Origin of the sequence: Streptomyces sp. NPDC051776, from assembly GCF_040681345.1 — a bacterium.
Taxonomy (GTDB): domain Bacteria; phylum Actinomycetota; class Actinomycetes; order Streptomycetales; family Streptomycetaceae; genus Streptomyces.
The window spans coordinates 69,622-94,193 of record NZ_JBFAYQ010000002.1; the positions used below are offsets into that span (position 1 = coordinate 69,622).

Annotated in this window: 22 protein-coding genes and 1 pseudogene; 9 read left to right on the forward strand and 14 right to left on the reverse strand. The window is 69.5% G+C overall.

What is annotated here, in order from left to right; translation table 11 throughout:
• The first annotated feature begins 612 nt into the window (after nucleotides 1-612).
• On the forward strand, nucleotides 613-2,322 hold the full coding sequence (locus AB0M26_RS02335; protein WP_365253190.1) for a hypothetical protein: 1,710 nt from the start codon (nucleotides 613-615) through the stop codon (nucleotides 2,320-2,322).
• A gap of 366 nt (nucleotides 2,323-2,688) precedes the next feature.
• Here the strand turns inward: AB0M26_RS02335 and AB0M26_RS02340 are convergent, their stop codons facing one another.
• Nucleotides 2,689-3,867 carry a methyltransferase domain-containing protein gene (locus AB0M26_RS02340; protein WP_365253193.1) on the reverse strand — a complete coding sequence of 393 codons (1,179 nt, stop codon included), beginning with the start codon at nucleotides 3,865-3,867 and terminating at the stop codon, nucleotides 2,689-2,691.
• A 1,269-nt stretch (nucleotides 3,868-5,136) separates the two neighbouring features.
• The gene (locus AB0M26_RS02345) at nucleotides 5,137-6,390 is read right to left on the reverse strand and encodes a helix-turn-helix transcriptional regulator (RefSeq protein ID WP_365253196.1); all 1,254 of its coding nucleotides are present in this window, start codon (nucleotides 6,388-6,390) and stop codon (nucleotides 5,137-5,139) included.
• A 294-nt stretch (nucleotides 6,391-6,684) separates the two neighbouring features.
• On the opposite strand from AB0M26_RS02345, the gene AB0M26_RS02350 reads away from it, so the two are divergent.
• A complete protein-coding gene (locus tag AB0M26_RS02350) occupies nucleotides 6,685-6,810 on the forward strand; it encodes a hypothetical protein (RefSeq protein ID WP_365253199.1) in 126 nt (41 codons plus the stop codon).
• A 122-nt stretch (nucleotides 6,811-6,932) separates the two neighbouring features.
• On the opposite strand, the gene AB0M26_RS02355 is transcribed toward AB0M26_RS02350, so the two are convergent.
• Nucleotides 6,933-7,757 carry a maleylpyruvate isomerase family mycothiol-dependent enzyme gene (locus AB0M26_RS02355; RefSeq protein WP_365253202.1) on the reverse strand — a complete coding sequence of 275 codons (825 nt, stop codon included), beginning with the start codon at nucleotides 7,755-7,757 and terminating at the stop codon, nucleotides 6,933-6,935.
• Between the two features lie 156 nt (nucleotides 7,758-7,913).
• Here AB0M26_RS02355 and AB0M26_RS02360 point away from each other — a divergent pair, with 156 nt between their 5' ends.
• Nucleotides 7,914-8,714: a carbon-nitrogen family hydrolase gene (locus tag AB0M26_RS02360; protein WP_365253204.1), complete on the forward strand. Its 801-nt coding sequence runs from the start codon at nucleotides 7,914-7,916 to the stop codon at nucleotides 8,712-8,714.
• A gap of 102 nt (nucleotides 8,715-8,816) precedes the next feature.
• Here the strand turns inward: AB0M26_RS02360 and AB0M26_RS02365 are convergent, their stop codons facing one another.
• Nucleotides 8,817-9,176 carry an HGxxPAAW family protein gene (locus tag AB0M26_RS02365; protein WP_365253207.1) on the reverse strand — a complete coding sequence of 120 codons (360 nt, stop codon included), beginning with the start codon at nucleotides 9,174-9,176 and terminating at the stop codon, nucleotides 8,817-8,819.
• 123 nt (nucleotides 9,177-9,299) lie between these two features.
• Between AB0M26_RS02365 and AB0M26_RS02370 the strand changes: the two genes are divergently transcribed.
• Nucleotides 9,300-9,782 (forward strand): MarR family transcriptional regulator, encoded by a 483-nt coding sequence (locus AB0M26_RS02370; RefSeq protein ID WP_365253210.1) that lies wholly within the window; start codon nucleotides 9,300-9,302, stop codon nucleotides 9,780-9,782.
• A gap of 56 nt (nucleotides 9,783-9,838) precedes the next feature.
• Here the strand turns inward: AB0M26_RS02370 and AB0M26_RS02375 are convergent, their stop codons facing one another.
• Nucleotides 9,839-10,336, reverse strand: coding sequence for an LURP-one-related family protein (locus AB0M26_RS02375; RefSeq protein ID WP_365253213.1), 498 nt, complete (start codon nucleotides 10,334-10,336; stop codon nucleotides 9,839-9,841).
• Between the two features lie 74 nt (nucleotides 10,337-10,410).
• Between AB0M26_RS02375 and AB0M26_RS02380 the strand changes: the two genes are divergently transcribed.
• A complete protein-coding gene (locus AB0M26_RS02380; protein ID WP_365253216.1) occupies nucleotides 10,411-12,228 on the forward strand; it encodes an NHL domain-containing thioredoxin family protein in 1,818 nt (605 codons plus the stop codon).
• A gap of 84 nt (nucleotides 12,229-12,312) precedes the next feature.
• Here AB0M26_RS02380 and AB0M26_RS02385 read toward each other — a convergent pair whose 3' ends face one another.
• The 4 genes from AB0M26_RS02385 to AB0M26_RS02400 form a co-directional block, all read right to left on the reverse strand.
• Complete coding sequence (locus AB0M26_RS02385; RefSeq protein ID WP_365253219.1) at nucleotides 12,313-12,540, reverse strand: hypothetical protein; 228 nt, start codon at nucleotides 12,538-12,540, stop codon at nucleotides 12,313-12,315.
• A 137-nt stretch (nucleotides 12,541-12,677) separates the two neighbouring features.
• Nucleotides 12,678-13,376: a DUF4232 domain-containing protein gene (locus AB0M26_RS02390; RefSeq protein ID WP_365253222.1), complete on the reverse strand. Its 699-nt coding sequence runs from the start codon at nucleotides 13,374-13,376 to the stop codon at nucleotides 12,678-12,680.
• Between the two features lie 81 nt (nucleotides 13,377-13,457).
• Nucleotides 13,458-15,506, reverse strand: coding sequence for a BTAD domain-containing putative transcriptional regulator (locus AB0M26_RS02395; protein ID WP_365253225.1), 2,049 nt, complete (start codon nucleotides 15,504-15,506; stop codon nucleotides 13,458-13,460).
• Nucleotide 15,507: 1 nt separating this feature from the next.
• Entirely contained in the window at nucleotides 15,508-16,803 is a 1,296-nt protein-coding gene (locus tag AB0M26_RS02400) for a M18 family aminopeptidase (RefSeq protein ID WP_365253227.1), read from the reverse strand.
• Nucleotides 16,804-16,964: 161 nt separating this feature from the next.
• Here AB0M26_RS02400 and dgt point away from each other — a divergent pair, with 161 nt between their 5' ends.
• The gene (gene dgt / locus AB0M26_RS02405) at nucleotides 16,965-18,290 is read left to right on the forward strand and encodes a dGTP triphosphohydrolase (RefSeq protein ID WP_365253230.1); all 1,326 of its coding nucleotides are present in this window, start codon (nucleotides 16,965-16,967) and stop codon (nucleotides 18,288-18,290) included.
• Between the two features lie 24 nt (nucleotides 18,291-18,314).
• Here dgt and AB0M26_RS02410 read toward each other — a convergent pair whose 3' ends face one another.
• A complete protein-coding gene (locus tag AB0M26_RS02410) occupies nucleotides 18,315-19,616 on the reverse strand; it encodes an MFS transporter (RefSeq protein ID WP_365253233.1) in 1,302 nt (433 codons plus the stop codon).
• Between the two features lie 164 nt (nucleotides 19,617-19,780).
• A pseudogene (locus AB0M26_RS02415) lies at nucleotides 19,781-20,440 on the reverse strand (GntR family transcriptional regulator); the annotation flags it as partial.
• A gap of 132 nt (nucleotides 20,441-20,572) precedes the next feature.
• On the opposite strand from AB0M26_RS02415, the gene AB0M26_RS02420 reads away from it, so the two are divergent.
• Complete coding sequence (locus tag AB0M26_RS02420) at nucleotides 20,573-20,839, forward strand: type II toxin-antitoxin system Phd/YefM family antitoxin (protein ID WP_365253236.1); 267 nt, start codon at nucleotides 20,573-20,575, stop codon at nucleotides 20,837-20,839.
• On the forward strand, nucleotides 20,836-21,087 hold the full coding sequence (locus tag AB0M26_RS02425) for a type II toxin-antitoxin system RelE/ParE family toxin (RefSeq protein ID WP_365253238.1): 252 nt from the start codon (nucleotides 20,836-20,838) through the stop codon (nucleotides 21,085-21,087). Before AB0M26_RS02420 ends, AB0M26_RS02425 begins: the two co-directional genes overlap by 4 nt.
• A 9-nt stretch (nucleotides 21,088-21,096) precedes the next feature.
• On the opposite strand, the gene AB0M26_RS02430 is transcribed toward AB0M26_RS02425, so the two are convergent.
• Nucleotides 21,097-21,294: a DUF397 domain-containing protein gene (locus tag AB0M26_RS02430; RefSeq protein WP_365253240.1), complete on the reverse strand. Its 198-nt coding sequence runs from the start codon at nucleotides 21,292-21,294 to the stop codon at nucleotides 21,097-21,099.
• Between the two features lie 6 nt (nucleotides 21,295-21,300).
• Complete coding sequence (locus AB0M26_RS02435; RefSeq protein WP_365253243.1) at nucleotides 21,301-22,182, reverse strand: helix-turn-helix transcriptional regulator; 882 nt, start codon at nucleotides 22,180-22,182, stop codon at nucleotides 21,301-21,303.
• A 254-nt stretch (nucleotides 22,183-22,436) separates the two neighbouring features.
• On the opposite strand from AB0M26_RS02435, the gene AB0M26_RS02440 reads away from it, so the two are divergent.
• Nucleotides 22,437-22,874 (forward strand): ATP-binding protein, encoded by a 438-nt coding sequence (locus AB0M26_RS02440; protein WP_365253246.1) that lies wholly within the window; start codon nucleotides 22,437-22,439, stop codon nucleotides 22,872-22,874.
• A 123-nt stretch (nucleotides 22,875-22,997) separates the two neighbouring features.
• Here AB0M26_RS02440 and AB0M26_RS02445 read toward each other — a convergent pair whose 3' ends face one another.
• The gene (locus tag AB0M26_RS02445) at nucleotides 22,998-24,560 is read right to left on the reverse strand and encodes a dihydrolipoamide acetyltransferase family protein (RefSeq protein ID WP_365253249.1); all 1,563 of its coding nucleotides are present in this window, start codon (nucleotides 24,558-24,560) and stop codon (nucleotides 22,998-23,000) included.
• Nucleotides 24,561-24,572 lie beyond the last annotated feature (12 nt).

Below are 24,572 nucleotides of genomic sequence, written 5' to 3' on the forward strand. Positions count from 1 at the left end.
GCCATGCAACAGTCCGTAAGTTCCCATGGATGCCCCGGCTCATGACCGGCGAACAGCGAACGGGCATCCTGCTGCGTCGGGCCTTCAGAGGGTTCGTCCAGCCCGCACGGCTGCACACATACATACGTGAGCAGCCCCCGGTTCCCTCTGACCCACACGTGCATGTCGACGGTCATCCCGCCCAAGTAGTCGGCGTGCCCATCCTCATGGTCCGCGACTAATTCACGGACAAAATGCGGGTAGAGATGCCGCAGAAAGTCTGGGGGTCTTCAGGGCTGTTTCTGCTTCAGTCAAGCCCGTCAAGATCTCCGGCGCCCTGTCCCCGCCCAGAGGGAAAAGTGGGAAACGCCGGATACAAAACAGCACCCTGGCCCCGAGCAGCCGATCGGGGCCGGGGCGCTGTCTTTGTCCACGGGCTTCACCAACCGGACAAATCTTTCGAATTCCTCCGGGGGTTCGGAATTCACCAGCGGCAACCAAAGTCAGGCGCAGAACTGGACGGGGGTGGGGGCCGTTGGGGTGAGGAACACCAAGGGCCCATGACGGAAGGCACACAGTGGAAGTTGAGGAAAGGAGATGGCTTGGAACATCACTCATCAAGGAGGCACCCAGGTGCGGGCACACAAGATCGCGACAGCCACCATGCTGGTCCTGACAGTCAGCGGATGGGGCGTAGCAGGAACCGGGACGGCGTACGCCGAGACCGGCCCCGGCCATGAGGGGAAGGCGAAGGCCGCCGGTAAGGGCTTCGCCCACGGAGGGAGGGCGAAGGCACGGGCACAGGGAGGATCGGCCACCGTCGGCGGGGAGCTCTTCCAGCAGAACGTTGCGCAGTCCGCCCGGCAGAACAACAACTGCAACAACACCAACGCAGAGGATGAGACGATCTCGCTCACCGACAGCCGGGCAACGGGCCGGTGTGTGACCGCAGATGGCTCTCTCACCGCGTTCTCCCGCGTCCACAACGGGCCCGCAGACGCTGAAGGCGGCTCGGCGACCGCAAGCCTGGTTCAGCAGAATACTGCCCAGCGCGGCAGACAGAACAACAACTGCAACAACGCCAACAGCGCAGACATCTCGAATGCCGGCCGACTGGAGGGTCGCTGCACCGACCAGGACCTCTCCATCACCGAACACGCCCATATCAAAAGCGGCGGCGCCCGTGTCGACGGCGGCTCCACCACAGGCGGAGACGTGATCCAGCAGAACACCGCGCAGGAGGGCCGGCAGAACAACAACTGCAACAACCTCAACGACGTCTCGCTCCTCGATGTGGAAGAGGGCAGTCGCGTGGGGCTGGGTTGCGGGAACAAGGACCACTCCTTCAGCAAACACACCCACATCAAAAGCGGCGGCGCCCGAGCCGAAGGCGGCTCCACCACAGGCGCCGACGTGATCTCACACAACACCGCCCAGGAAGGCCGGCAGAACAACAACTGCAACAACACCACGGACTTCGACAACCTCGAGGTGGAAGTGGGCAGCCGCGAGCGGGCCGGATGCGGGAACAGAGACCACTCCTTCAGCAAAAACACCCACATCAAGGGCAGCGGGGCTCGCGTCGAAGGCGGCTCCACCACAGGCGCCGACGTCAACCAGCAGAACACCGCTCAGGAAGGGCGACAGAACAACAACTGCAACAACCTCAACATTGCGGACATCGACCCGACCGATGGAGGCCGCGTGCGGGTGCAATGTGGGAACAAAGACCATTCCTTCAGCAAAAACACCCACATTAAAAGCGGCGGCGCCCACACCCAAGGCGGCTCCAACGCCGCTTCAGTGGAACAGCAGAACACCGCTCAGGAAGGCCGACAGAACAACAACTGCAACAACCTCAACGGCGACGACACGGAACTCGACGTGACCGGTGGCCAGCTGGTGGCACGTTGCGAGAACAAGGACCACTCATTCAACAAGCACACCCACATCAAGAGCGGCGGCGCCCAAACCCAAGGCGGCTTCAGCACGGGCGGTGACGCGTTCCAGCAGAACGTGGCCCAGGAAGGACGACAGAACAACACCTGCAACAACTTCAACAACACGCCCGTCGATGTGGAGGAGGGGGCCCGGTCGAAGTCGAGCTGCAAGACGGTGGATCACTCCACCAACCTCCATATCACGGACATCGGCGGAGGAGCCAAGACCACCGGCGGCGCAGCATCAGCCGACCTCTTCCAGCAGAACACCGCCCAAGAAGGCCGACAGAACAACAACTGCAACAACACCAACAACCTCGAACTCACCCTCACCGGCAGCCGCACACAAAACCGGTGCAGCGCCATCGACCGCTCCACCAACATCGCCACGATCAACCGGTAAACCAGGCGCACCACCCACGGCCAGCGCCCCGCCCGCAGACCGGGTGCCGCGGACTCGGCGTGGTCGCTGGTTTATAAGAAGCGCCCTGGCCTCGAGTAGCTGATCGGGGCCAGGGCGCTGTCTTTTTCCACGGGCTTCACCAACCCGACAAATCTTTCGAATTCCTCCGGGGGTTCGGAATTCACCAGCGGCAACCAAAATCAGGCGCAGAACTGGACGGGGGTGGGGTGTTGCGCGACCTTGGGTACGGCCCCCGGCGGGGATCGTCCAAGGGACAGACACCGGCGAAGAAGAGGGAGATCGGCCACACGCTGGCCGGTTGTCACCCCCGGTCGCGGTCGGGCCCCTGACCGGCGGAGCCCCTCTTCAGAGGGCCCAGGAATCCTCCGGATCGTCCAGCCACGCCCGCTGTCCCTCCGGCGTCACGGTGAGACCGAACCGATCGTGCTCGGGCCTGCCGTGGCCGTCCCACCATCGGTAGGCCGCCTCCACCTCGTCCCACAACCGGCGTGGCCCGGATTGCCAGACACGCGCCTCTTCTTCCCCGTCGCGGAACATCACGCACGCCCATGAACGATCCGACAGCCCGTAGAACCACACAGGCCGCGTACCCTCACGCTTGTCGGCAACCGCCTGGCAGCAGTCCCGTACGCGCAGCCCCAAGGCCAAGAGGACAGCGGTATGGCGTCCCGTGACGAACTCCGCCTCAGTGACCGTTGTGGTGGACATACCGGCGTTGCTCATCGCTTCCGCAGGGACGTAACTACCGTGATCCAGTTCAGGCAGTCTCTGGTCGCGCAGTTTCATGAACTCCACCGGACGCATGAAGTGCCCCGAGGCCGCCCCGTCACTCACCACCACGCGGACCACAGCGTCCGCGTGCGAGTAGTGAGTACCCCACGGGGCGACGATGAGACCGCCCCGCCGCGTCTGCTCGATCCACGCCCGCGGGACTTCCCGGAGTCCGACCGTGGCCAAGATGCGATCAAACGGTGCGCCATCCGGGACCCCGTGGTACCCGTCGCCTACGACAACTTCGGGGTAGAGCCCGGCCGCGCAGAGCCGTTCGCGGGCTCGCATCGACACCGAGCGGTCCACCTCAATCGTGGTGACGTTCCCGCGGCCGCACCGGTGCGTCAGGGCGCCGGCAGTCTCGCCCGTACCGGTGCCCACATCCAACACCCGCATGCCCTCGTCCACGGCCAAGTCCTGAAGCACCGCGTACACAACAGAGGGCATGGACGAAGAGCTTGTCGACACCTTTCCCGGCTCGGTGCCGGTGTGGTCGCCGTCGTCCCACTGCGTCACGATCGGTGTGTTGCTGTCTGCCGCCGCATGCCATGCATCAAGGTCAACGGTTCTGTCCACGGGCACGCTCGCCTGTTGCTCCATATCGAACGGCCACATCAGGTCCGGCAGGAACGCGGCCCGGTCCACCGCCGCGAAGGTCGGCGCCCAGTCCGAGGTCATCGAACCCGTCTCAAGGAGCACGCGCCCCAGCTCCTTACGGCCGGGGCGCTCCACCTGCATCGCGTTGCTCGTCACTTGCGGCGCGTCCCGTCGCCCGGCGGGGTGGACCCATCAGGGTTCGGGGGCTCCTGAGGCGGCTGCCACGGCGTCCCAGGGTGCCCGTCGCCTCCGCTGCCTCCGTCGTCTCCCCCGCCATCAGCAGCGGCCATGCTCTGCCACCTCATACTGCGCTCCTCCCACCAAGATCCATACCGCCGGTCGACTTGGGCGGATTGGGAACACCCGGGCCACCATCCGGAGTCGGCGGCAGGGGCGGACCCGGCCACGGCTCGCCGGGAGTCGAACTGAGCATCTGCACCATAAGTGCTCTCCTTAGTCGGTATCGGTTACTGCTCTGCACCTGCTGACCGTTCCAGCAGCCCAGTCCTCACCTACGCGTGGGCAACCGGAACGGGCGTTTGAGTTGTCCGCCCCGGGCGGGAAGGGGGGAATCACTACCCGCAAGTTTCACGGGTCTTCGCCGAGGGCGGACCGGTCTATGGGTGCGGCGTAGCGGCCACAGAAATTCCGACAACCAGGCCGCAGGAGACGCTGACGCCGATGATGAACAGAACCCCGGCACAGCGGCCAATGCCGCGCATCGTGGCCCCAAGGGCCAGTGCGGGAAGGCCCTTGCCGAGGAGTGAGATAGCAGGGATCAGCCGACAGACAGCGAGGTTGACCTTCGGGACAAAACGCCGACGTGCATGCGTGCCGTTCACCGAGCTGCCTCGATTGCCTTGGGGTTCGTCGTCCACTCAAGACCACCGGTTGCAGGTGCCAGCCATGCCACGAGCGGCGTCCCAGGCACGGTGATGACCGGACCAACACGGGGGCTGGTCACGTCGGGAGCAAGAGCCCTGAGGACGCCGACACGATCGCCATGATCGTGATCAACCACAAGACGCCCCAGCAGCGGATGGTCCAGGTGTCCAAGCCCGAGGTGAGCCGCGCTCACGATGCGTGCCCCGGTCCACGCTCGAACCCTTCCGGCGGCATAGCGGCTTCATCCAACATCAGGTCAGCGTGCGTCGGCCCTGCCTCCCGCAGTCGCGCCCGGGGAGCGGTCCACCCATCTCCGCCGCCCTCGGGCCGAAGGCCATAGACCGTGGTCCCCGTGTCTTCTGGCAGGTCGACCACGATGCCCTTGGTATCTCTGCGCGTGTCGTACACCAGGTCGCCACGCCGTGGCTCCCACCCGGAAGCCGCATCCGCTAACAGGCGTCGGCGGCGAAGATCTTGGGAGGTGCGTCGTCCTTCCGTCATGCAACAGACGGTAAGGATGCCGCTACCCTCCAATATGAATCAGCGGAATAGCTCCTGGTCATCGAGGTGAAATCGATTCGACATCCCTCGCAACTGCTCGCGCGTGGACTCCCGCTCGGCGTAAACGATCTGACGGAGCGTCGCCCGCGCAACAGGATGGTTGCGCACCAGCTGGGGGGCCAACTCTTCGGCCTTCCTCAGCTCGCCGAGGGCCATGTGCCGGTTCCCGTCCCACAGCCAGGCACGAGACATGTCCATGTGGTGGTGCCCCCTGCGAGAGTTCGGCAGGGCGTCGATCTCGCCCGGCGCAGCTCTCCGCTCCAGGGTCAGCGCCTCTCTCTGATCGCCCATCTCCAGGGCTACAGAGATCGCATGGATCTGCACGTTCCCACTGGAGAAGTTCAGCGAGTAGCGGTCGAACACGGCAGGAGTGTCGCCGGCGTCAAGACGTGACGCTGCCTCCTGCGCATGTCCAATCCGGTCTTGGGCCTCTTCCTTTCGCCCTGCCCGAGCAGCACTTACGGCAGCCCGGAGTTGTCCAGAGCCCCAGACCCGAAGGGCCAGAGGATCACCGCGGTCGTAGAGGGCCTGGATGGCATTCAAGGCTTTGTCCGAGAGGACAACGGCGTCTGCCCAGTCAGCAGTTGCCCACATGTCCCACACTCGCATCCAGTCGGCAACTGAAGGCATAAGCGGGTCTGCGGAGAGCTGGGCAGACCAGACAGCCCGCTCGCATGACATGGCGATGAGTTCGGCGTGGCCAAGGGCGTGCGCTGCCGTGTGCGCGAACTTACACGCCACGGAATAGATCGCAAACGCCTCTTCCCGCTCGTGACCAGTAGAGATCTCTGCCAAGGCGCGAGCCTCGCGGAAGAGGTCGGGGAGGCTACGCATGATCGCTGTGTTGGCAGCAGCATCCCGCAGCCTGTAGAGACGAACGGTCTCTTGCCACAGCTCCGCCGAAGGCCGGGGGTTACCGTCGAAGACGGGCGTCAAGTCGTACCGACGCAGCTCTCTCAGGATGGATGAAGCAGCTGCCTGCCACTGGTTCTCTGCAACGGTTCCGGCGTAGGGCCGGCCGATCAGGTCGTTGGGGTGGCAGTGCAGGGCATTGGCTACGGCATTGATCAGGCCAGCCCGATCCAGCTCAATCCTGCCCCGCTCGACTTTCGAAACCCACCCCTGGGTCTTCGCCAATGCCGAGGCGAGGTCAGCCTGCGGCATGCCGAGGGCGAGTCGACGTCGTTTGATCCGGCGGCCAATGGCTTCCTGCTCTTCCAACTCGCGCGGCACGATGGCCTCCTGTGGTCCGGTTCAAGTCGACACCAGCACGGTACTTACCCCATGCGCTGCGCGCGTCCCTCTTTCGATGTGCCCGAGCGCATCCCTGAGTCGCCTTGCTCTGCGGTACGGCCTCCGGGCCCAGCTTGAATTGCACTCTTGGGATGTGGGCGCGGACTCGGGCCAGATTGGACGGAGTGGAACCATTGTGGTTGCGGCAGCGCCACTCCCAAGGAGTCTCCGTCCAGCACTGACCCGCTGACCAGCGAAGATGCCCGTTCAAGGTGACTGTTTTCGAGGGTAGGTTTGCGCCACGACGGCTCACGCCGCGTCCGGGCCAACTACCGGCAGAACGACGGCCGTTCGGCGCAGATCGAGCGCCACCACGACCCCGGCGACCTCTTCGGCCTGAACCACGATGTGGCGCCCTGACGACCCGCGGCAACCATCGCTCACCCATGACGCCGCGCCGTCCCGCGACGTCATGACGAGGCCGGAGCACACGCGCCTCTCCCGCCCGCACGACCCTTCAACCGGCCCTTCCCCCGCGACCGTTACGGTGTGACGGCGAAGTTCTTCAGGATCGCCTGGGCCAGGTCCTGGTCCCCCTCGATCTTCACCTGCTCCGGGACGGCCTCCGGCTTCACACGGCCGCATGCCAGCAGCACGTACGTCTCCCAGCCCAGGGTCAGCGTGACCGCCGGGCCCAGCGACGGGCTGCCGTTGATGGAGGCGTTGCCCTCGGCGTCCAGCCGGACCGTCCGCATGAACTCCAGCGGGCCGTGCACATCGAAGACCACCGCCGTGTTCGGCTGCGCGCCCGCGTCCTTGGCCACCACCCGGGGCAGCGCCTCCAGGAGGTGGTCACGCGCGACGGTCGCGCCCGGCGCGTCGAGATTGCCGGGCTTGCCCAGCGCACGCCGCAGGTCCTGCTCGTGGACCCAGACGTCGAACGCCCGCCAGCGCAGGGCCTCTTCGAGGGTCTGCTCGGCACCCAGCGGCCCGCGCACCTTCGTGCCGGGGTCACGCGTCTCGTTACGGAGCTGCCGGGAGCGGCGGATGATCGTGTACTCCAGTTCGGAGGTCATCTCCGGCGCGGTGTGGCACCGCCGAACGTCGACCGGGACCTCGGTGTAGCGCGCCATCTCGGTCGTGACGTGGTACAGGTCGCGAGGCAGGGTGTGGATCGGGCGGGGATCGCCGAGCATCTCGCAGTCCACCCCGATGACATGGGAGACCACGTCCCGCACCGACCAGCCGGGGCAGGCGGTGGGGCGGTTCCATTCGCCCTCGACGAGTGGCGAGACCAGCTCGGATATGGCTTCGATGGAGTGAGTCCAGGCGTCGGTGTAGGGCTGAAGAGTTGGATGGACGGTCACGGGACCCCTCGGGCGGTTCGGCACGGGCTGAGTTCTCGAGCCACTGCTCTGCAGTTAAGTTACGCTGCGCACGGGCGCACCGGCAGTGCTTTCGCCACTGATCGTAGGCCCCGTTGACCGACGGAATCGAACACGGATGCCGAGAGTGGTGGTAGTGTGCGCGCCTCGTTGCTCCAGATCGACGTGAATTCCCAGGAGTCGGTCGCGGCACGCCGGGAACGCGTGGCGGCGCTGGTCCGGGAGCAGACGGATTCCGATCTCGTGGTGCTTCCCGAGCTGTGGAACGTCGGCGCCTTCGCGTACGAGAGCTTCGACTCCGGTGCCGAGGCGGCCGCGGACGGCCCGACCGCCGGGGCGATGGCCGCCGCGGCGGCGGACGCGGGTGTCTGGCTCCACGCCGGTTCGATCGTCGAACGGGCCCCGGACGGCACCCTCTACAACACCTCGCTCGTCTTTGGACCGGACGGCGCGCTGCACGGCACGTACCGCAAGATTCACCGCTTCGGCTTCGACGAGGGCGAGGCCGTGATGATGGGCGGGGGGCAGGAGCTCGTCACCGTCGAACTCCCGGACGCCGTCGCGGGTCTGGCGACGTGCTACGACCTCCGCTTCCCCGAGATGTTCCGCCGGCTCACCGACGCGGGTGCCACCCTGTTCGTCCTCCCGGCCGGCTGGCCGGCCCGCCGCCGCGGCCACTGGACCCTGCTGGGCCGGGCCCGTGCCGTCGAGAACCAGGCATACGTCCTGGCCTGCTGCTCGGCGGGAACGAACGGCGGTGTCCAGGGTGCCGGGCACAGCCAGGTCGTCGACCCGTGGGGCGAAGTACTGGCCGAGGCGGGCGAGGAGGAGCAGGTGCTGACCGTCGAGTTGGACCCGGGGAAGGTCGCGACGACCCGCGAGCAGTTCCCGGTGCTGCGCGACCGCGTGCTCGGCCTGGACCTCCCGAAGGGCGCCTGACCCCTGCGGCTCCGGTACCTGCGGCTCGGTACCTGCGGCTCGGTACCTGCGGCTTCGGTACCTGCGCGGGCAGGTCGGCGGTATGCCGGGTTCCTCGCCGGGTCAGCCCGGCTGCGACTCGGGTACGGGCGCGACGACGCTTCCCGTCGCCGCCTCCGCCGGGCGCCGCCCGGCCATCCGGCAGCCCACGCATCCCGGGTGACCGTCCCGGGCCGAGAGGTCGCGAACGCGCCAGTCCCACTGGTCCCTCTGCCGCGGACCGCTCGGCTTGCCCCAGCCGGCCAGGTGCAGGACCCAGGTCACCATGGCGGCCCCGCCCGCGATCCCGAATCCGGCCAGGACGACGGGGGGCGAGGCGGCGCAGAGTCCGGCGCCCGAGACGGTCAGCCCGGAAAGGGCGATGGCCGTCCCGGTCCACCCCGCGACCGTGTGCCCGAGATCGACGTCCCCGTGCGCGCTCATGGCTTTGCCTCCCGTCAGGCGGACCAGGCGCGCGTAACCGTCGGACCGTGCACGCCGCAGTAAGCTCGGAGAACGACAATTCATCTCACGAACTAAGTAACTTAGATGCTAAGGAGGATCGCCGTGGAGGGCAAGCCCCGCCCAGCGGCCACGGCCGCCGAGGCCCTGCACCGGATGGATCAGTACGTGGCCCTCGGCATCGTCGGGCAGCACCAGGTGGCGCAGAAACTGGGGCTGAGCGTCACGGATCTGACCTGTCTCGGCTTCGTCCTGGAAGCCGGCGACGAACCCCTCACCGCGGGCGACCTCGCCGAGCGGGCCAACGTCACCACCGGTGCCATCACCGGGGTGCTCAACCGCCTGGAGCGCGCGGGGTACGCGAGCCGCCGTCCCGACCCCTCGGACCGCCGCCGCGTCCGGGTGGTCGCCGACCCGGGCGCGCTGGCCCCCGTGATCGCGCTGTACGAGCCGTTCTACAAGCGGCTGCGCGAGCTGTTCGCCGACTACGCACCCGACGAAATCGCCGTGCTGACCGACTGGTTCAGCCGGGCCGCCGACGCGGCGCGGACCCATCTCGCCGAGCTGCGTGAGACCACCGCCGACTGACCGCCCGTACTCCCCTGAACCGTGCCGGTCCCCTGAAGCCGGGTCGATCCTCACCGTCAGTCGTCGAGACCGCGCTCCCGCTCCGCGAGCCGGATCACGCACACCGCCACGGCGATGATCAGCGCCGCGTCCGCCTCGTCGCGTACGACCTCCACCGCGTAGGTGTCCCGCACCCGGAGCCACTGACGGGAGATGCGCGCCACGAGTTCGCCCTCGTACTCGATGGCGAACTCCCGGTCCAGGATCCGGCCGCTCACATCCAGCACGGTGCCGTCCACCAGCTCCACGCGGTAGTGATTGCGGATCAGGGAGAGGCGCGTCTTCCGGATGACCGCGAGCCGACCGTCCCCGCGCTCGATGTGCATCGCGTCGCGCAGGCTGACCATCTTCTTCCTGATCGTGACGAGAACGCGCCCGTCGGTGTCCTTCAGCTCGAAGGTCTCGCGCAGCCGCAGCGCCTTGCCGTCGACGAGGAAGACCTTCCGGCCCCGCTCGTCCTCGATCCAGTAGTCCTCGCCGATCCCGAAGATCCGGTCGCGCACCAGGTATTTCATGGAAGACCTCTTCCCGCTGCGCCGGGCGCTGCCCACAGGAATAACCCGTACGCCCGTTGTGGTTGGCTGGAACCATGTCTTCTCGCGCACGCGTCCGCGCTCCCGAGCTGATCGGCAAAGGGGGGTGGATCAACACCGGCGGCAGGGATCTGAAGCTGGCCGACTTCCGAGGCCGCACGGTGATCCTCGATTTCTGGACGTTCTGCTGTGTGAACTGCCTGCACGTCCTGGACGAGTTGCGGGAGCTCGAGGAGAAGTACCGCGACACCGTCGTGATCATCGGCGTCCACTCTCCGAAGTTCGTGCACGAGGCGGAGCACCGGGCCGTCGTCGATGCCGTCGAGCGCTACGAGGTGCACCACCCCGTCCTGGACGATCCCGAGCTGGCGACCTGGAAGCACTACGCGGTACGGGCCTGGCCCACACTTGTCGTCATCGATCCCGAGGGTTACGTCGTCGCCCAGCACGCGGGCGAGGGCCACGCGCACGCCATCGCCCGGCTCGTCGAGGAACTGGAGGCCACGCACGCCGTCAAGGGCACCCTCCGGCGCGGCGACGGCCCGTGCCTGGCGCCGGAGCCGGAGCCGACCGTTCTGCGCTTCCCCGGAAAGGCCCTGGGGCTGGCCGGCGGCGGCTTCCTGGTTTCCGACACCACCCGCCACCGGCTCGTGGAGCTGGCGGGCGATGGCGAGACCGTGATCCGGCGGATCGGCACGGGAGAGCGCGGGCTCATGGACGGCGGGCCGGAGCAGGCACGGTTCAGCGAACCGCAGGGCATGGCCCTGCTGCCCGACGGCTCGGTCGCGGTGGCCGACACGGTGAACCACGCCCTGCGCCGCTACGATCCGGCCACGGGCGAGGTCACCACACTTGCCGGCACCGGGCTCCAGTGGTGGCAGGGCTCTCCCGCGTCGGGCCCCGCACGCGAGGTGAGTCTGTCCTCGCCGTGGGACGTGGCGTGGTTCGCCGACCGGCTGTGGATCGCCATGGCCGGGGTCCACCAGCTCTGGACGTACGACCCGGCGGCCGGGATGGTCGAGGCGGCGGCCGGGACGACCAACGAGGGGCTGGTCGACGGCCCGGCGTCCGAGGCGTGGTTCGCCCAGCCCTCCGGGCTCGCCGCCGCCGGGGACCGGCTCTGGGTCGCGGACTCCGAGACGTCCGCCGTCCGCTGGGTCGAGCGCGACAGCTCCGGCGGCTTCGCGGTCGTCACAGCGGTGGGCACGGGGCTCTTCGACTTCGGGCACCGGGACGGCCCGGCCGGCCAGGCTCTGCTGCAGCATCCGCTCGGGGTGACCGCGCTGCCGGACGGCTCGGTGGCCGTCAGCGATACGTACAACAACGCGTTGCGCCGCTACGACCCGGCGACCGGTGAGGTCAGCACGCTGGCCACGGATCTGCGGGAGCCGTCCGGCGCGGTGCTGGTGGACGGCGACATCGTGGTCGTCGAGTCGGCGCGTCACCGGCTGACCCGGCTGCGCCTTCCGGAGGAGGCCGTACGGGTCGAGGCCGTGGCCCACCGCACGCAGCGGGCCGCGACCGATGTCGCTCCGGGAAAGCTCCGCCTGGACGTGGTCTTCCGGGCCCCGGCGGGGCAGAAGCTCGACGAGCGGTACGGGCCGTCGACCCGGCTGATCGTGAGCGCCTCACCGCCGGAACTCCTGGCGGAAGGCGAGGGGACCGGCACGGACCTGGCGCGGGACCTCGTCCTCGCGGCCGGGGTCGCGGAGGGTGTCCTGCACGTCTCCGCGATGGCCGCGTCGTGCGACGACGATCCTGCTCAGGAATACCCGGCCTGCCATGTGCACCAGCAGGACTGGGGTGTTCCGGTCCGGGTGAGCCCGTCGGGCGTGGACCGGCTGCCACTGGTGCTGGCGGGGCTGGACGGCTGAGCGCGACCGGGGCCGGACGGCTGAGCGCGGCCCGCCCCGCCGGGTGCGGCGGCCGCGGATCTTCCGGCCGCCTGACGTGCTGTGTCACGTAATGCGGTTGCGTTCGTCGACCTCGATGACCGGTGCGCCGGGGGCGGGCGGCTGGACCCTCCGCCTCTTGAGGATGCTCACGTAGGCGGCGAGGCCGATGAAGCCGACGACCATCATGATCAGGCCGGCCAGGTCGAGGTTGACTCCGGCCATGTGCCAGTCCGTTGCGAAGGTGATGATGGCACCCACCGCAATCAGGGCGATGCACCCGCCGATACCCATACTGTCCGCCTCCCGAGATGACTTGACTGTTCCGGGCTGGACCCTCCTCGGGTACCCGGGCCCGGAACAGCCATGCACGGTGGGGAGTTGCGCGGGTCCTCCTCCCGGCCTTCCACCGGCAGGAACCGGTGCGGAGGTCACCAGGCGAGGGCGTCCTCCATGCCGGCGAGCCAGTAGGTGACCCGCGCACTGTCGTCGACGTGTGCCTTGCCGCCGGGCGCGGGCACGATCACGGGGCGGCCGGAGCCCCCGGAACCCTTGGCGCCGGCGAGGGAGACCGAGAAGTTCTCCGTCTCACGGCCGTTCCCGCCCGACCCGTCGGCGGCGGACAGGGCGACTCCGGCGTACGCGGTCTTCCCCGGGGCGAGGGTGATGACCGCCTGCGGCTTGCTGTCGTCGACGGAGCTCATGACGGCCTGGTCGCCGACGGCCGAGACGAGCGGATGCCCGTAGAGATTGCAGGCGGTCTTCGAGGTGTTGGTGGCGGTCAGGACCACGTGGTTGACCGGGCGGTCGACCGGCTGAGCCTCCACCCGGACCGTCGAGGGCGAACACGCCGCGAGCTGACCCGTACTCTTCGTGCCGGTGCCCGAATCGCCTCCCGTCCCACCGGCCTTGCCGCTGCCGCCGGTTCCGCCGCTCTTGCCCCCGGTCCCCTGGGAGTTCTGCCCGCCCGAGCCCTGCTCGACCGCGGACTTCCCGCCGTCGCCCGACGTCCGTACGCCCGAGGCATCGTCGTTGCAGGCGGTGAGGGAGAGGGCCGCGGCGGCGGTCAGGCAGGCGGCGGCAATACGCAGAGAACGGTTTCGGCGGGTGGCACGGATGCTGCTCGGCATGTCGGATCTCCGTTGCGAAAGGGGTTTCTCGTTGACGGAAGAAACCCTGCCGAGGCCCGTTGCCGTGTCACTAACCTCCGCCTAACGCTCCGTTGTCGCCGTCGACGAACCGTCCGAACCGTCCTCCCCCGCCTCCTCGTCGCGCGCGAAGAGCTGCACCAGGGTGCTGATGACGTAGCGGTCGGTGGCCGCCTCGTCGACGAGGTGCATTTCGGCGAGCCGGTCCAGCCCGTCCCGGGCACGATCGGGGTCGGACCCGGCGAGTGCGGCCACCGCCAGAGCGTCCACCTCGCGGCCGGACCCCATGGCCAGCTTGCTGAGCAGCCGGGCGTCGTCCGCGGAGAGCCGGGCCACGGACGTCCGCAGCGCGGCGGCGATCCCGGTGTCCTCGGCGGAGAGCAGCGACAGCCGCCGCCGTTCGTCGCCGAGCGCGGCGGCCAGCCTGGCGAGGCGCCACCGCGGCCGGGCCGTGAGCTGCGCGGCGGCGGCCCGCAGGGCGAGCGGGAGCCCTTCGCAGAGGGCGACCAACGCGCGGGCGGCGTCGGGGTCTTCGGCGACCCGGTCCTGTCCGAGCATCGTGCCGAGCAGGGCCACGCCTTCCTCGGTGCCGAGGACCTGAACGGGTACGGGACGGGCGCAGTCGGTGACCACCAGTCCGTCGAGCCGGCTGCGACTGGTGACGATCGTCGCGCAGCCCGGTCCTCCGGGGAGCAGCGGCCGCACCTGGGCGGAGCTTCGGGCGTTGTCGAGGACGACGAGGACACGGCGGCGGGCGACGAGGGAGCGGTAGAGCGCGGACGCGGCGTCGGCCGAGGGCGGGATGTGCCCGGGCGGGGTGCCGAGGCCGAGCAGGAACTCCCGCAGGACGGCGGCGGGTGTGGCCTCGGCGCCTTCCCCGAAGCCGCCCAGGTCGGCGAAGAGTTGTCCGTCGGGGAACGCGGCCGCGTGCCGGTGGGCCCACTGCACCGCGCATGCGGTCTTGCCCACGCCTGCCGGCCCGGTGACGACGGCGATCGGGCTCTCCCCGCCACCCGTGTCGGTGAGCCACCGCGTCAGTGCGGCGAGTTGGGCCTCCCGGCCGAGGAAGCGGGCGGGAGGCCGGGGCAGGTGGCGGGGGGCGGTGGGACAGGCCGGGTCACCGCCGCCGTCGGGTGGCGTGCCGTGCACGGATGCGAAGGCGCGGGCCGGTCCGGTGGCGGGGCCTCGCTGTTCAGGGACCGGTGGCTGCTGTGTGGGGTCCGGCGGCTGGTGCTGCAGACGCGTCGCCGGATCCGTACCCGCCGGGGGACCCGTGCGCGTGGACGGCTGCGGGAGCGCGGACGGCTGCGGGAGCGCGGAGGGCTGCGGGGGTACGGAGGGCCGCTGGCGCGCGGGCGGCTCCATCGCCACGGCCTCGGCCCGCAGGATTTCCTCGTACGCCCGGGTGAGCCGTTCTCCGGGGTCCACGCCCAGCTCTTCGCCGAGCAACTGCCGTGTCCGGTGGAACCAGTTGATCGCGTCCGACTGGCGGCCCGCGCGGTACAGCGCCCGCATCAGGGCGGCGACGAGCCCTTCGCGCAGGGGGTTCGCGACCGCCTCCGCGTAGAGGACCGCCGCGGCATGGTCGTGCTCCCCCAGCGCGCCGTGCGCCCTCGCGAGGGCCTCGACGGCCGCCAGCCGCCGCTCCTCCAGCGCGTGGGCCGCGGCGGCGAACTGCGCCCCGGAGACCGTCCCCGACAGCGCCGGCCCCCGCCACAGGCCCAGCGCCTCGCGCAGCAGGGAGACCGCGTCCTGCGGGGCGGACTCCGGACGGGCCAGCGCCAGCAGTTCGCTGAACCGGTGGGCGTCGATCAGCTCCTCGGGCAGCCGCAGCAGATAGGACGAGCCGCGCGTGGCGAGTTCGACGCCGTACGCCTCCGCACCCCCCTCGGCCAGGGTCTGGCGCAGGCGGGAGACATGGCCCTGGACGACGGTACGGGCGTGGGCGGGCGGCTCGTCCTCCCACAGCGAGGTGATGAACTGCTCGATCGACACCGTGATGTTGGGCTGGAGCAGGAGCAGCGCGAGAACACTCCGCCGCTTCGCGGGCCCCAGCGCGAGTTCACCTGCCCCGGTCGCGACACCCACCGGGCCGAGCAGCGAGAATTCCAACTCAGTCCTCCAGGAAGGCGGACAGCGCGTTCGCCAGCAGGTACGGGTCCTCGGCCCCGCACAGTTCGCGGGCCGAGTGCATGGAGAGGATCGCGACACCGATGTCGACCGTGGCGATGCCGTGGCGGGCGGCGGTGATGGGGCCGATCGTGGTGCCGCAGGGCATGGCGTTGTTGGACACGAACGACTGCCAGGGCACACCGGCCCGTTCGCAGGCGGCCACGAAGACGGCCCGGCCGCTGCCGTCCGTCGCGTAGCGCTGGTTGACGTTGACCTTGAGGATGGGGCCGCCGTTGGGCACGGGGTGGTGACCCGGCTCGTGACGCTCGGCGTAGTTGGGGTGCACGGCGTGGCCGGTGTCGGAGGAGAGGCAGACCGTCCCGGCGAAGGCCCGTGCCTTCTCCTCGTAGCCGCCGCCGCGGGCGAAGACCGACCGCTCCAGGACGTTGCCGAGGAGCGGCCCGTCGGCTCCGGTGTCGGACTGGCTGCCGTTCTCCTCGTGGTCGAACGCGGCGAGGACGGGGATGTGGTTCAGGCGCGCGCCGGAGGTGGCCGCGGCGGTGAGCGCCGCCGTACCGGCGTGCACGGACAGCAGGTTGTCCATCCGCGGACCGGCGAGGAGTTCGCGGTCCCGGCCGAGGTACGCGGAGGGCTCGACGCTGTGGACCATCAGATCCCAGCCGGCGACCTCCTCGGCCGGAACGCCCGCCTCCTCCGCGGCGAAGCGGACGAGGTCCCCCTCCTCCACCTTTCCCAGGCCCCAGACGGGCGTCATGTGCCGCTGCTTGTCGAGTTTGAGGCCGTCGGCGTTGACGGAACGGTCGAGGTGGACGGCGAGCTGCGGCACGCGCAGCAGCGGCCGGTCGACCGAGACCAGGGTCTGCGCCCCGCTGCGCAGCGTGAGGCGGCCCGAGATGCCGAGGTCCCGGTCGAGCCAGGTGTTGAGCAGAGTGCCGCCGTAGATCTCGACGGCGATCTGGCGCCAGCCGTGTGCGCCCGTGTCCGGGATCGGCTTGACCCGCAGATTGGGGGAGTCGGTATGTGCTCCGACGATCCGGTAGGGGGTCTCCGGGCCCGCGCCCTCCGGCATGTACCAGGCGATGATCGCACCCCCGCGCAGCACGTACCTGCCCCCTGCCGTGCCGTCCCACGCGGCGGTCTCCTCGACCTTCTTGAAGCCCGCCTTCTCCAGTCGCTCCGCGGCGTTCGCCACGGCGTGGTAGGGCGAGGGGCTCCGGTCGAGGAAGCCGGTGAGGTCGTCGGTGTGGCCGCGGTCGAAGCGGGTCTGGGGGCTCATGCCGACAGCATAGATACGGGGCGGCCCGGGGTCTCAGGGGCGCGAGCACCGGCGTGCGCGCCCGCGCGCGGGGCCCGGCCGGGCGTCGCGGCGCTCCGCAGTCGTGCCGTGGCTCACCGTTGCGAATGGTCCCCTCCGGCCGCGCGGCGTAGCATCCGCGCATGCGACCGGCCAAGTACACCGACGAGGATCTCGAGCAGCACTCCCTGGGCCGGCGCGTGTCCGACGACGGCCAGCGCTCCGGCTTCGAGCACGACGTGGACCGGATCCTGTACTCGACGCAGTGGCGGGCGCTGGCCGGCAAGAGCCAGGTGGTGGCGAGCGGCGAGCTGGGCGCGTACCACACCCGGCTGACCCACTCGATGAAAGTGGCCCAGCTCGGGCGGCGCATGGCCGAGCGGCTCGAGCGGCAGTACGGCGGCCCGAACCCGGCTCTGGTCGAGGCCGCCTGCATGGCGCACGACATCGGGCACCCGCCGTTCGGGCACGCGGGCGAAACGGCGCTGCGGCGCACGATGGACGAACTGCGGTTCGCCGACGGGGTGCTGGACAGTTTCGAGGGCAACGCGCAGACGCTGCGCGTCCTCACGTTCCTCGCCGCGCACAAGTACCCCGGCCACCGGGGGCTGCACCTCACACGCGCCTGCCTGGACGCGTCCACAAAGTACCCATGGGAGCGAACGCCGCTGGACCAGGACCCGGCACGGCATCTGAAGTGGGGCGTCTACGTCGCCGACCGTGAGGCGTTCGCCTGGGTGCGCGCCGGCTGCCGCGGCACCGACGTGCCGGTCGAGGAGCAGGTGATGGACTGGGCGGACGACGTCACGTACGCCTGCCACGACGTGGAGGACTTCTACCGCACGGGCCTGATCCCGCTGGCCTCGCTGTTCCCGCCTCCGGGGACGGCGGGCGGCGAGACGGAGCGCGAGACACGGCGCTTCCTGGACTACGTCCAGCACAAACGCGAGCGGGAAGGCACGGAGTTCGACCGCGGGGCGGCGCGGGATCTGATGGCGGACATCGGCAAACGGCTGGCAGTCCCGGCCCCGTACAGCGGCAGCCACGAGGACGCGGTGGCGGTCAACCGGCGTACGGCGGACCTGATCGCCTACTTCACACGCGGAATCGAGCTGGAGGTCGGCGGCACCGCCGCGATCCGGTACGGCGCGCGCCTGATCATCCCGCAGGAGCGCCGGGCGGCCTGCGACCTGCTCAAGGAGCTGGTCTGGGCGTACGTCATCGACCGCCCTGCCCTGGCCACGCAGCAGCACGGCAAGCGGCGCATCGTCAGTGAACTCCTGCGCTGGAGCCACGAGTCGCCCGAGCTGCTGCCGCCCGACCGGGCCGACGAACTCCAGCTCCACGGGGACCCGTTGCGAGTGGCGGCCGACCATGTCGCCTCGCTCACCGAGGACCACGCCATCGCCCTGCACCAGCGACTGTCGGGGACGGGGCTGGGTTCAGTCAACGACAACGTGTGGTCCTGAGCAGGACCCGCCCGCCCGCTCGGTTCAGGCCGGGACGTGGACGGTCTCCACGCGGCTCGCCACCACGCGCTCCCGCTCGCGCCGGTGCGCCCGCCCGCGCAGGCGCAGGATCTGGGTGATGCCGAACGCCTCCAGTACGAAGACGGACGCGAACGCGACCTGGTACCGACCGCTGGTGAGATCGAGCAGGACGCCGATCGCCATGAGCGTGACCATGGAGGCGGTGAATCCGCCCATGTTGACGATCCCGGAAGCGGTGCCGAAGCGCTCGGGCGGATTGGCCGGCCGGGCGAAGTCGAAGCCGATCATCGAGGCCGGACCGCAGCCGCCCAGCGCCGCGCAGAGCGTGACCAGCAGCCACATCGGCGCATGCCCGCCGGGCCAGAACAGGGCCGTGCCCCAGGTGAGCGCCGTTACCCCGACGGTGCCCAGCGCCAGGGGCATCCGGGCCCGGTGGTGGCGGGCGATGACCTGGCCGTGGACCAGACCGATGACCATGTTGGACAGCACGACCAGGGTGAGGAGTTCACCGGCGGCGGCGCGGGAGAGCCCCTGTGCCTCGACCAGGAACGGCATGCCCCACAGCAGCAGGAAGACCATCGCCGGGAACTGGGTGGTGAAGTGCACCCACATCCCCAGCCGCGTACCGGGCTCGCGCCAGGCCGCCGCGATCTGCCGCCGTACGAAGCCCTTGGCGTGGTGGCGGGGCGGGGGCTCGGGTTCGTAGCCCTCGGGGTGGTCCTTGAGGAAGAGCAGCACCAGCATGAGGACGACCGCGCCGCCGATGGCCGACCCGACGAACGTCGGCGTCCAGCCGATGCCGTGGAGGAGACGGGAGAGCACGATCGTGGAGATCAGATTGCCCGCCATGCCGAAGAGCGCGGCGATCTGCGCGATCAACGGCCCCCGGCGGGCCGGGAACCAGCGCGAGCCGAGCCTCAGCACACTGATGAACGTCATCGCGTCGCCGCAGCCGAGGAGCGCCCGCGAGGCGAGGGCGGGGGCGTAGGCATGGGAGAGCGCGAAGCCGAGCTGGCCGACGGTGAAGAGGACGATGCCGAGCGTCAGGACCTTCTTCGTGCCCAGCCGGTCGACGAGCAGGCCGACGGGGATCTGCATGCCCGCGTAGACCAGGAGTTGGAGGATGGAGAAGGTCGAGAGGGCCGAGGCGTTGATGCCGAAGCGGTCGGTCGCGTCGAGGCCCGCGACGCCGAGGCTCGTGCGGTAGGTGATCGCGACGAAGTAGACCGCGACACCGAGACCCCAGACGGCGACGGCCCGGCGCCCGCCGGGGGGATCACCGGGCAGCCGTATGGCCGCGGTCACCGTCCCTCACCGCGCCCCTCGCTGCTGTTCGGTTCGCTGCTTTTCGGTTCGCTGCTTTTCGGCTCGCTGCTTTTCGGCTCGCTGCTTTTCGGTTCGCTGCTTTTCGGCTCGCTGCTTTTCGGCTCGCCGACCGTCCGCCCGTCGTCCCACCGCTCGTCACGCCACCGCTCATCGCCCCGGACGAGGACACGGACCCAGCTCACGTGCTGATGCACGGCCTCGGCCGCGGCGTCGGCGTCACCGGTGCGCAGCGCCCGGAGGATCTCGGCGTGCTCGGCGATGTTCTTGGCGATCCGGTCTGGGTGCGCATGCATGACGGCAACGCCCATCCGCAGCTGCCGGTCGCGGAGTTGGTCGTAGAGGCGGTCGAGGATCCGGTTGCCCGCGCTGCGGACGATCTCCGCGTGGAAGCAGCGGTCCGCCACAGCCACGGCGGACAGATCGCCCTCGGCCGCGCACCGCCGCTGCTCCTCCAGCAGCTCCTCCAGGCGCGCGATCAGCCGCGGGCTCGCGGGTGCCGCCTTGCGCGCGGCGTGCTCCTCGACGAGGAGGCGGGTCTCTACGACATCGCCGATCTCCTGGGCGGAGACGGGCAGTACGAGCGCACCCTTCTTGGGGTAGAGCTTGATCAGCCCCTCGACCTCCAGCCGCAGCAGCGCCTCGCGCACGGGCGTACGCGATACGCCGACCGCTTCGGCGAGCCCGCCCTCGGTGAGCAGGGTCCCGCCTTCGTAACGGCGGTCGAGGACAGCCTGTTTGACGTGGGCGTAGACGCGGTCGGCGGCAGGGGGCTGCTTGGCGGGAGCGGACGACGCGGGAGCCATGCGCACAGCTTAGATACAACAGGTATGCGTCAGCATCGGCCGTCCGGGATGCGGACGGGGGCGCGAGAGACGCGCCGGCCGACCATCAGTCATCAGGCCCCGGCAAGAGTGCAGATGTGTACACTTTCGTGCATGACTGACGCATACTCCATGACTGAGGCTCGCGCGAACTTCGGGACCCTGGTACGCCGGGCTGCTCACTCCCGGGAGCGGATCGCCGTCACCGATCACGGGCACATCGCGGCGATACTGATCAACCCTCAGGAACTCGCCGACTTGGAAGACGCCCTCGCGCTCGCCCAGTACGAGCTGGAGAAGGCCACCGGCACGGTGGCCGCCGTCCCGCACGACGAGGTGGTCCGTGAGGCGAAGGGCCAAGCCCGGAGTCACGCTGCGTGATCTATCGGGTCGAGTGGCGACCGTCCGCCAAACAAAAGATCATCGAGTTCCGCAAGTCCGACCTCGAGGGCACGGATCAGGTCCTCGACGCCGTGAATGCCCTCGCCCACGACCCACGCCCCGTAGGCGCCCGCCCGTACGGCTCCCCTGACGTCCTGCGCGTTCACGTCGGCCGCTACCGCCTGATGTACGAGGTGGCCGATGCCGTGGTGACCATCACGGTGGTTCACGTCGGCCGGATGCCGTGAAGCCGACGTTCAGCGGTCGAAGTCCCCGCGAACCAGGCTGTCACGGAACACCGACCACTGGTCCGCGGGGAAGCGAAGTATCGGACCCTCCGGGTCCTTGGAGTCCCGCACGGCGACCGTGCCGGGGACGTTGGTCGCGACTTCGACGCACTCCTGGCCCGCATTGCCACCGCTGTAGCTGGACTTGGTGAACTCGAAGCCGGCCATCGCGCCCTACATCTCCTTGCGGATGCTGTCGATCAGTCTGGTCGAGCTGCGCTCCGCAAGGCCGAGACGGGTGATGCGGTCAAAGATCCCGCCGTGGTGTGCGGCGTCAGCCTCGCTCTCCAGCCAGAGAGTAGTCGAGGTGGTATCCATGTGCACCACATCGATCGCGCCGGGTTCGGCGAACGAAACGACCGTGAAAGCGCTGGTCATCCCAGGGTGTGCCCCCGCCAGGAACGGCACCACCTGAAGCTTCACATTGGGCTGCCGAGCAACCTCCAGCAGGCGCTCCAACTGGGCGCGCATGACCTCGCGGCCTCCGACCAACTGGCGTAGCGCTCCCTCGTGGAGGACCGCCCACAACGTCAACGGGTTATCCCCTGCCAATCGGGCCTGCCGAGCCAGCCTGGACTCCACGAACGGCTCGATCTCGTCGGGGTCGTGCCACGCGCCGTTGCCGACGGCGAGCGCCCTCGCGTAGTCGGCTGTCTGCAACAGCCCAGGCACGATGGCCACTTGCCAGGTACGGACGGTCGTCGCGATGTCCTCCAAGGCGACGTACTCGACCATCGACCGTAGAGCTGGGTACTGGTTCCACCAACCCTTGGCCTTACGGCGCCCCCGGTCCGCCTTCGCCAGACTCAGCAGCCGGTCGACCGCCTTCGCGTCGGCGACCCCGTACAGGTGGCACAGAGCGCGGATGTCGGGGTCGCGCATCGGCACCAAGCCGCGTTCCATCTTTGCGACCTTGGGAACCGATGCGGTCAGTGCTTCGGCAGCTTGTGGCTGGCGCATCCCACACGCCTCACGCATGCGTAGCAGCTCACCGCCCAACCTACGACCCAGGACGGTCGACACCGGCGTCCCGCGATTCTCCCGACTGTCCGTCATCTCGCTACCTCTCCTGGCTGGTTGCCACAGTGTGCGGTGAAGCGCACGGACTCACAACTTGTGTGCGAGAAATATTTCTCGGCAAGCAACTTGCTGCGCGAGCACTTGCGTCGCTACGGTCGGTACGCAACCGCTCGCACAGCGAAGCAAGTTGGCGGAAGTGCACCGCCTCACCATGCCCAGGCGACGTCGGCAACGCCACCGCCGTAACACCGCCGTACTCGAATCCCCAGCTCGACCGGAGGCGCGATCCCATGGCCGTCCCGCAACCCGAGACCGTTCTCCGCGAGGACGCGCTCAACTACACCGCGAGTCCCCGCAGCGTCTCCCTCGCCCGCCGACGGGCGGCACGGCTGGTCACCGAGTGGGGCCACGCCGACCTGGCCGACCGAACTGCGCTGATCGTCAGTGAGTTGTCGACGAATGCCCTGCTGCACGGCACGCTGCCCGGCCGTCTCTTCCGCGTACGGGTGGCCCGGATCGTCTCCGCCGTACGCATCGAAGTCAGTGATACACGCGGGGAGCGCCTGCCCCTCGTACGGACGGCCGCCGCCGACGAAGCCTCCGGCCGTGGGCTGGTGCTGGTCGGCAACCTCGCGAACCGTTGGGGCACCTGGCCCCGCAATCCCGGCAAGACGGTGTGGGCCGAGCTGGACGTCCTCGGTGGAACGCCTCTGCGGCGGTCGCGATGAGGGCGGAGACTCCGCCGGGTCCGCAGACTGCCTGCACGTTCGGTTCCGCACTGCGTGAAGTACGACGGAGAGGGCCCGGACGCCGAGCGTCCGGGCCCTCTCCGAGTCGCTGCCGACAGGCTGTTACGTCCAGGTCATCAGCCGCTTCGGGTGCTCCAGGACGCCCGCGATGTCCGCGAGGACCTTCGAGCCCAGCTCGCCGTCGACCAGGCGGTGGTCGAAGGAGAGCGCCAGCGTGGTGACCTGGCGGGGCTTGACCTTGCCCTTGTGGACCCAGGGCTGAAGCTTGACCGCGCCGAAGGCCAGGATCGCCGACTCCCCGGGGTTGAGGATCGGGGTGCCGGTGTCGACGCCGAAGACGCCGACGTTGGTGATCGTGACCGTGCCACCCTGCATCGCCGCGGGGGATGTCTTGCCCTCGCGGGCGGTGGACACCAACTCACCGAGGGAGTAGGCGAGTTCCGGCAGGGTCTTGGCGTGCGCTTCCTTGATGTTGGGGACGATCAGGCCGCGCGGGGTGGCCGCGGCGATGCCCAGGTTCACGTAGTGCTTCTGCACGATCTCCTGGTTTGCCTCGTCCCAGGCCGCGTTGACCTCCGGGTTGCGGCGGATCGCCACGAGGAACGCCTTCGCGACCATGAGCAGCGGGTTGACCCGCAGCCCGGCCATGTCCGGGTCCTGCTTCAGATCCTGGACGAGCTTCATCGTGCGGGTCACGTCCACGGTGATGAACTCCGTGACGTGCGGCGCGGTGAAGGCGCTGGAGACCATCGCCTGCGCGGTGGCCTTCCGTACGCCCTTGACCGGCACGCGGGTCTCGCGCTCCCCGGCGGCGACGGCGGGCGCCGGGGCCTCGGCGGGCGCAGCCTGTGCCGCGGGGGCCTGCCCTGCCGCCGGAGCGGCCGGGGCGGCTTCCGTCGCGGCCATGGCCGAGGCGGCTGCCGCGTGCACGTCGTCCCGGGTGACGATCCCGTCCGGACCGGTCGGTGTGACGGTCGCCAGATCCACGCCGAGGTCCTTGGCCAGCTTACGGACCGGCGGCTTGGCGAGCGGGCGTCCGCCCGGCACGGTAGGCGCGGTGGTCCCGGCCGGCCGTGCTCCCTGCCGGGGCGCGGTCGGGGCACCGGCGTGGCCGTTCATCTCGGCCTGCAGGGCCGCGGCCGCACCGTTCCGACCCGGTACGGACGGGGCCTGGTCCGGCTGCTGCGGCTGCTGCTTGCGCGGGCGGCGCTTGGTCGACGAGGCGGAGACGCCGTAGCCGACCAGGACCGGCTGGCGCCCCTCCGGCTCGTCACCGCCCTCCGAACGCGCCGGGGTCGGCGCCGGTCCCGACTCGGCCGCCTCGCGAGCGGCCTCCTCGGTCTTCGGCGCCTCGAAGCCGGTGCCGGGGGCCGCCGAGCCGCCGGGCGCGGTGTCCACAGAGATGATCACCGTGCCCACGTCGACGGTCGTGCCTTCGGGGAAGCGCAGTTCGTGCACGGTCCCGTCGAACGGGATGGGCAGTTCGACGGCTGCCTTCGCGGTCTCGACCTCGCAGACCACCTGCCCGTCGGTCACCGTGTCGCCGGGCTGGACGTACCACTTGAGGATCTCGGCCTCCGTCAGCCCCTCGCCGACGTCCGGCATACGGAACTCACGGATGGGGGTGCCCCCGGACGGATTCCGGGGGAGCGTCGTCTCGGTCATCGTCACGATCTC

Coding starts and splice junctions, on each gene's coding strand:
- AB0M26_RS02365 (WP_365253207.1), bottom strand. CDS start 9,176: ATGAGCGCGCACGGGGACGTCGATCTCGGGCACACGGTCGCGGGGTGG.
- AB0M26_RS02375 (WP_365253213.1), bottom strand. CDS start 10,336: ATGAAATACCTGGTGCGCGACCGGATCTTCGGGATCGGCGAGGACTAC.
- AB0M26_RS02380 (WP_365253216.1), top strand. CDS start 10,411: ATGTCTTCTCGCGCACGCGTCCGCGCTCCCGAGCTGATCGGCAAAGGG.
- AB0M26_RS02385 (WP_365253219.1), bottom strand. CDS start 12,540: ATGGGTATCGGCGGGTGCATCGCCCTGATTGCGGTGGGTGCCATCATC.
- AB0M26_RS02390 (WP_365253222.1), bottom strand. CDS start 13,376: ATGCCGAGCAGCATCCGTGCCACCCGCCGAAACCGTTCTCTGCGTATT.
- AB0M26_RS02400 (WP_365253227.1), bottom strand. CDS start 16,803: ATGAGCCCCCAGACCCGCTTCGACCGCGGCCACACCGACGACCTCACC.
- dgt (WP_365253230.1), top strand. CDS start 16,965: ATGCGACCGGCCAAGTACACCGACGAGGATCTCGAGCAGCACTCCCTG.
- AB0M26_RS02420 (WP_365253236.1), top strand. CDS start 20,573: ATGACTGACGCATACTCCATGACTGAGGCTCGCGCGAACTTCGGGACC.
- AB0M26_RS02430 (WP_365253240.1), bottom strand. CDS start 21,294: ATGGCCGGCTTCGAGTTCACCAAGTCCAGCTACAGCGGTGGCAATGCG.
- AB0M26_RS02435 (WP_365253243.1), bottom strand. CDS start 22,182: ATGACGGACAGTCGGGAGAATCGCGGGACGCCGGTGTCGACCGTCCTG.
- AB0M26_RS02440 (WP_365253246.1), top strand. CDS start 22,437: ATGGCCGTCCCGCAACCCGAGACCGTTCTCCGCGAGGACGCGCTCAAC.
- AB0M26_RS02445 (WP_365253249.1), bottom strand. CDS start 24,560: ATGACCGAGACGACGCTCCCCCGGAATCCGTCCGGGGGCACCCCCATC.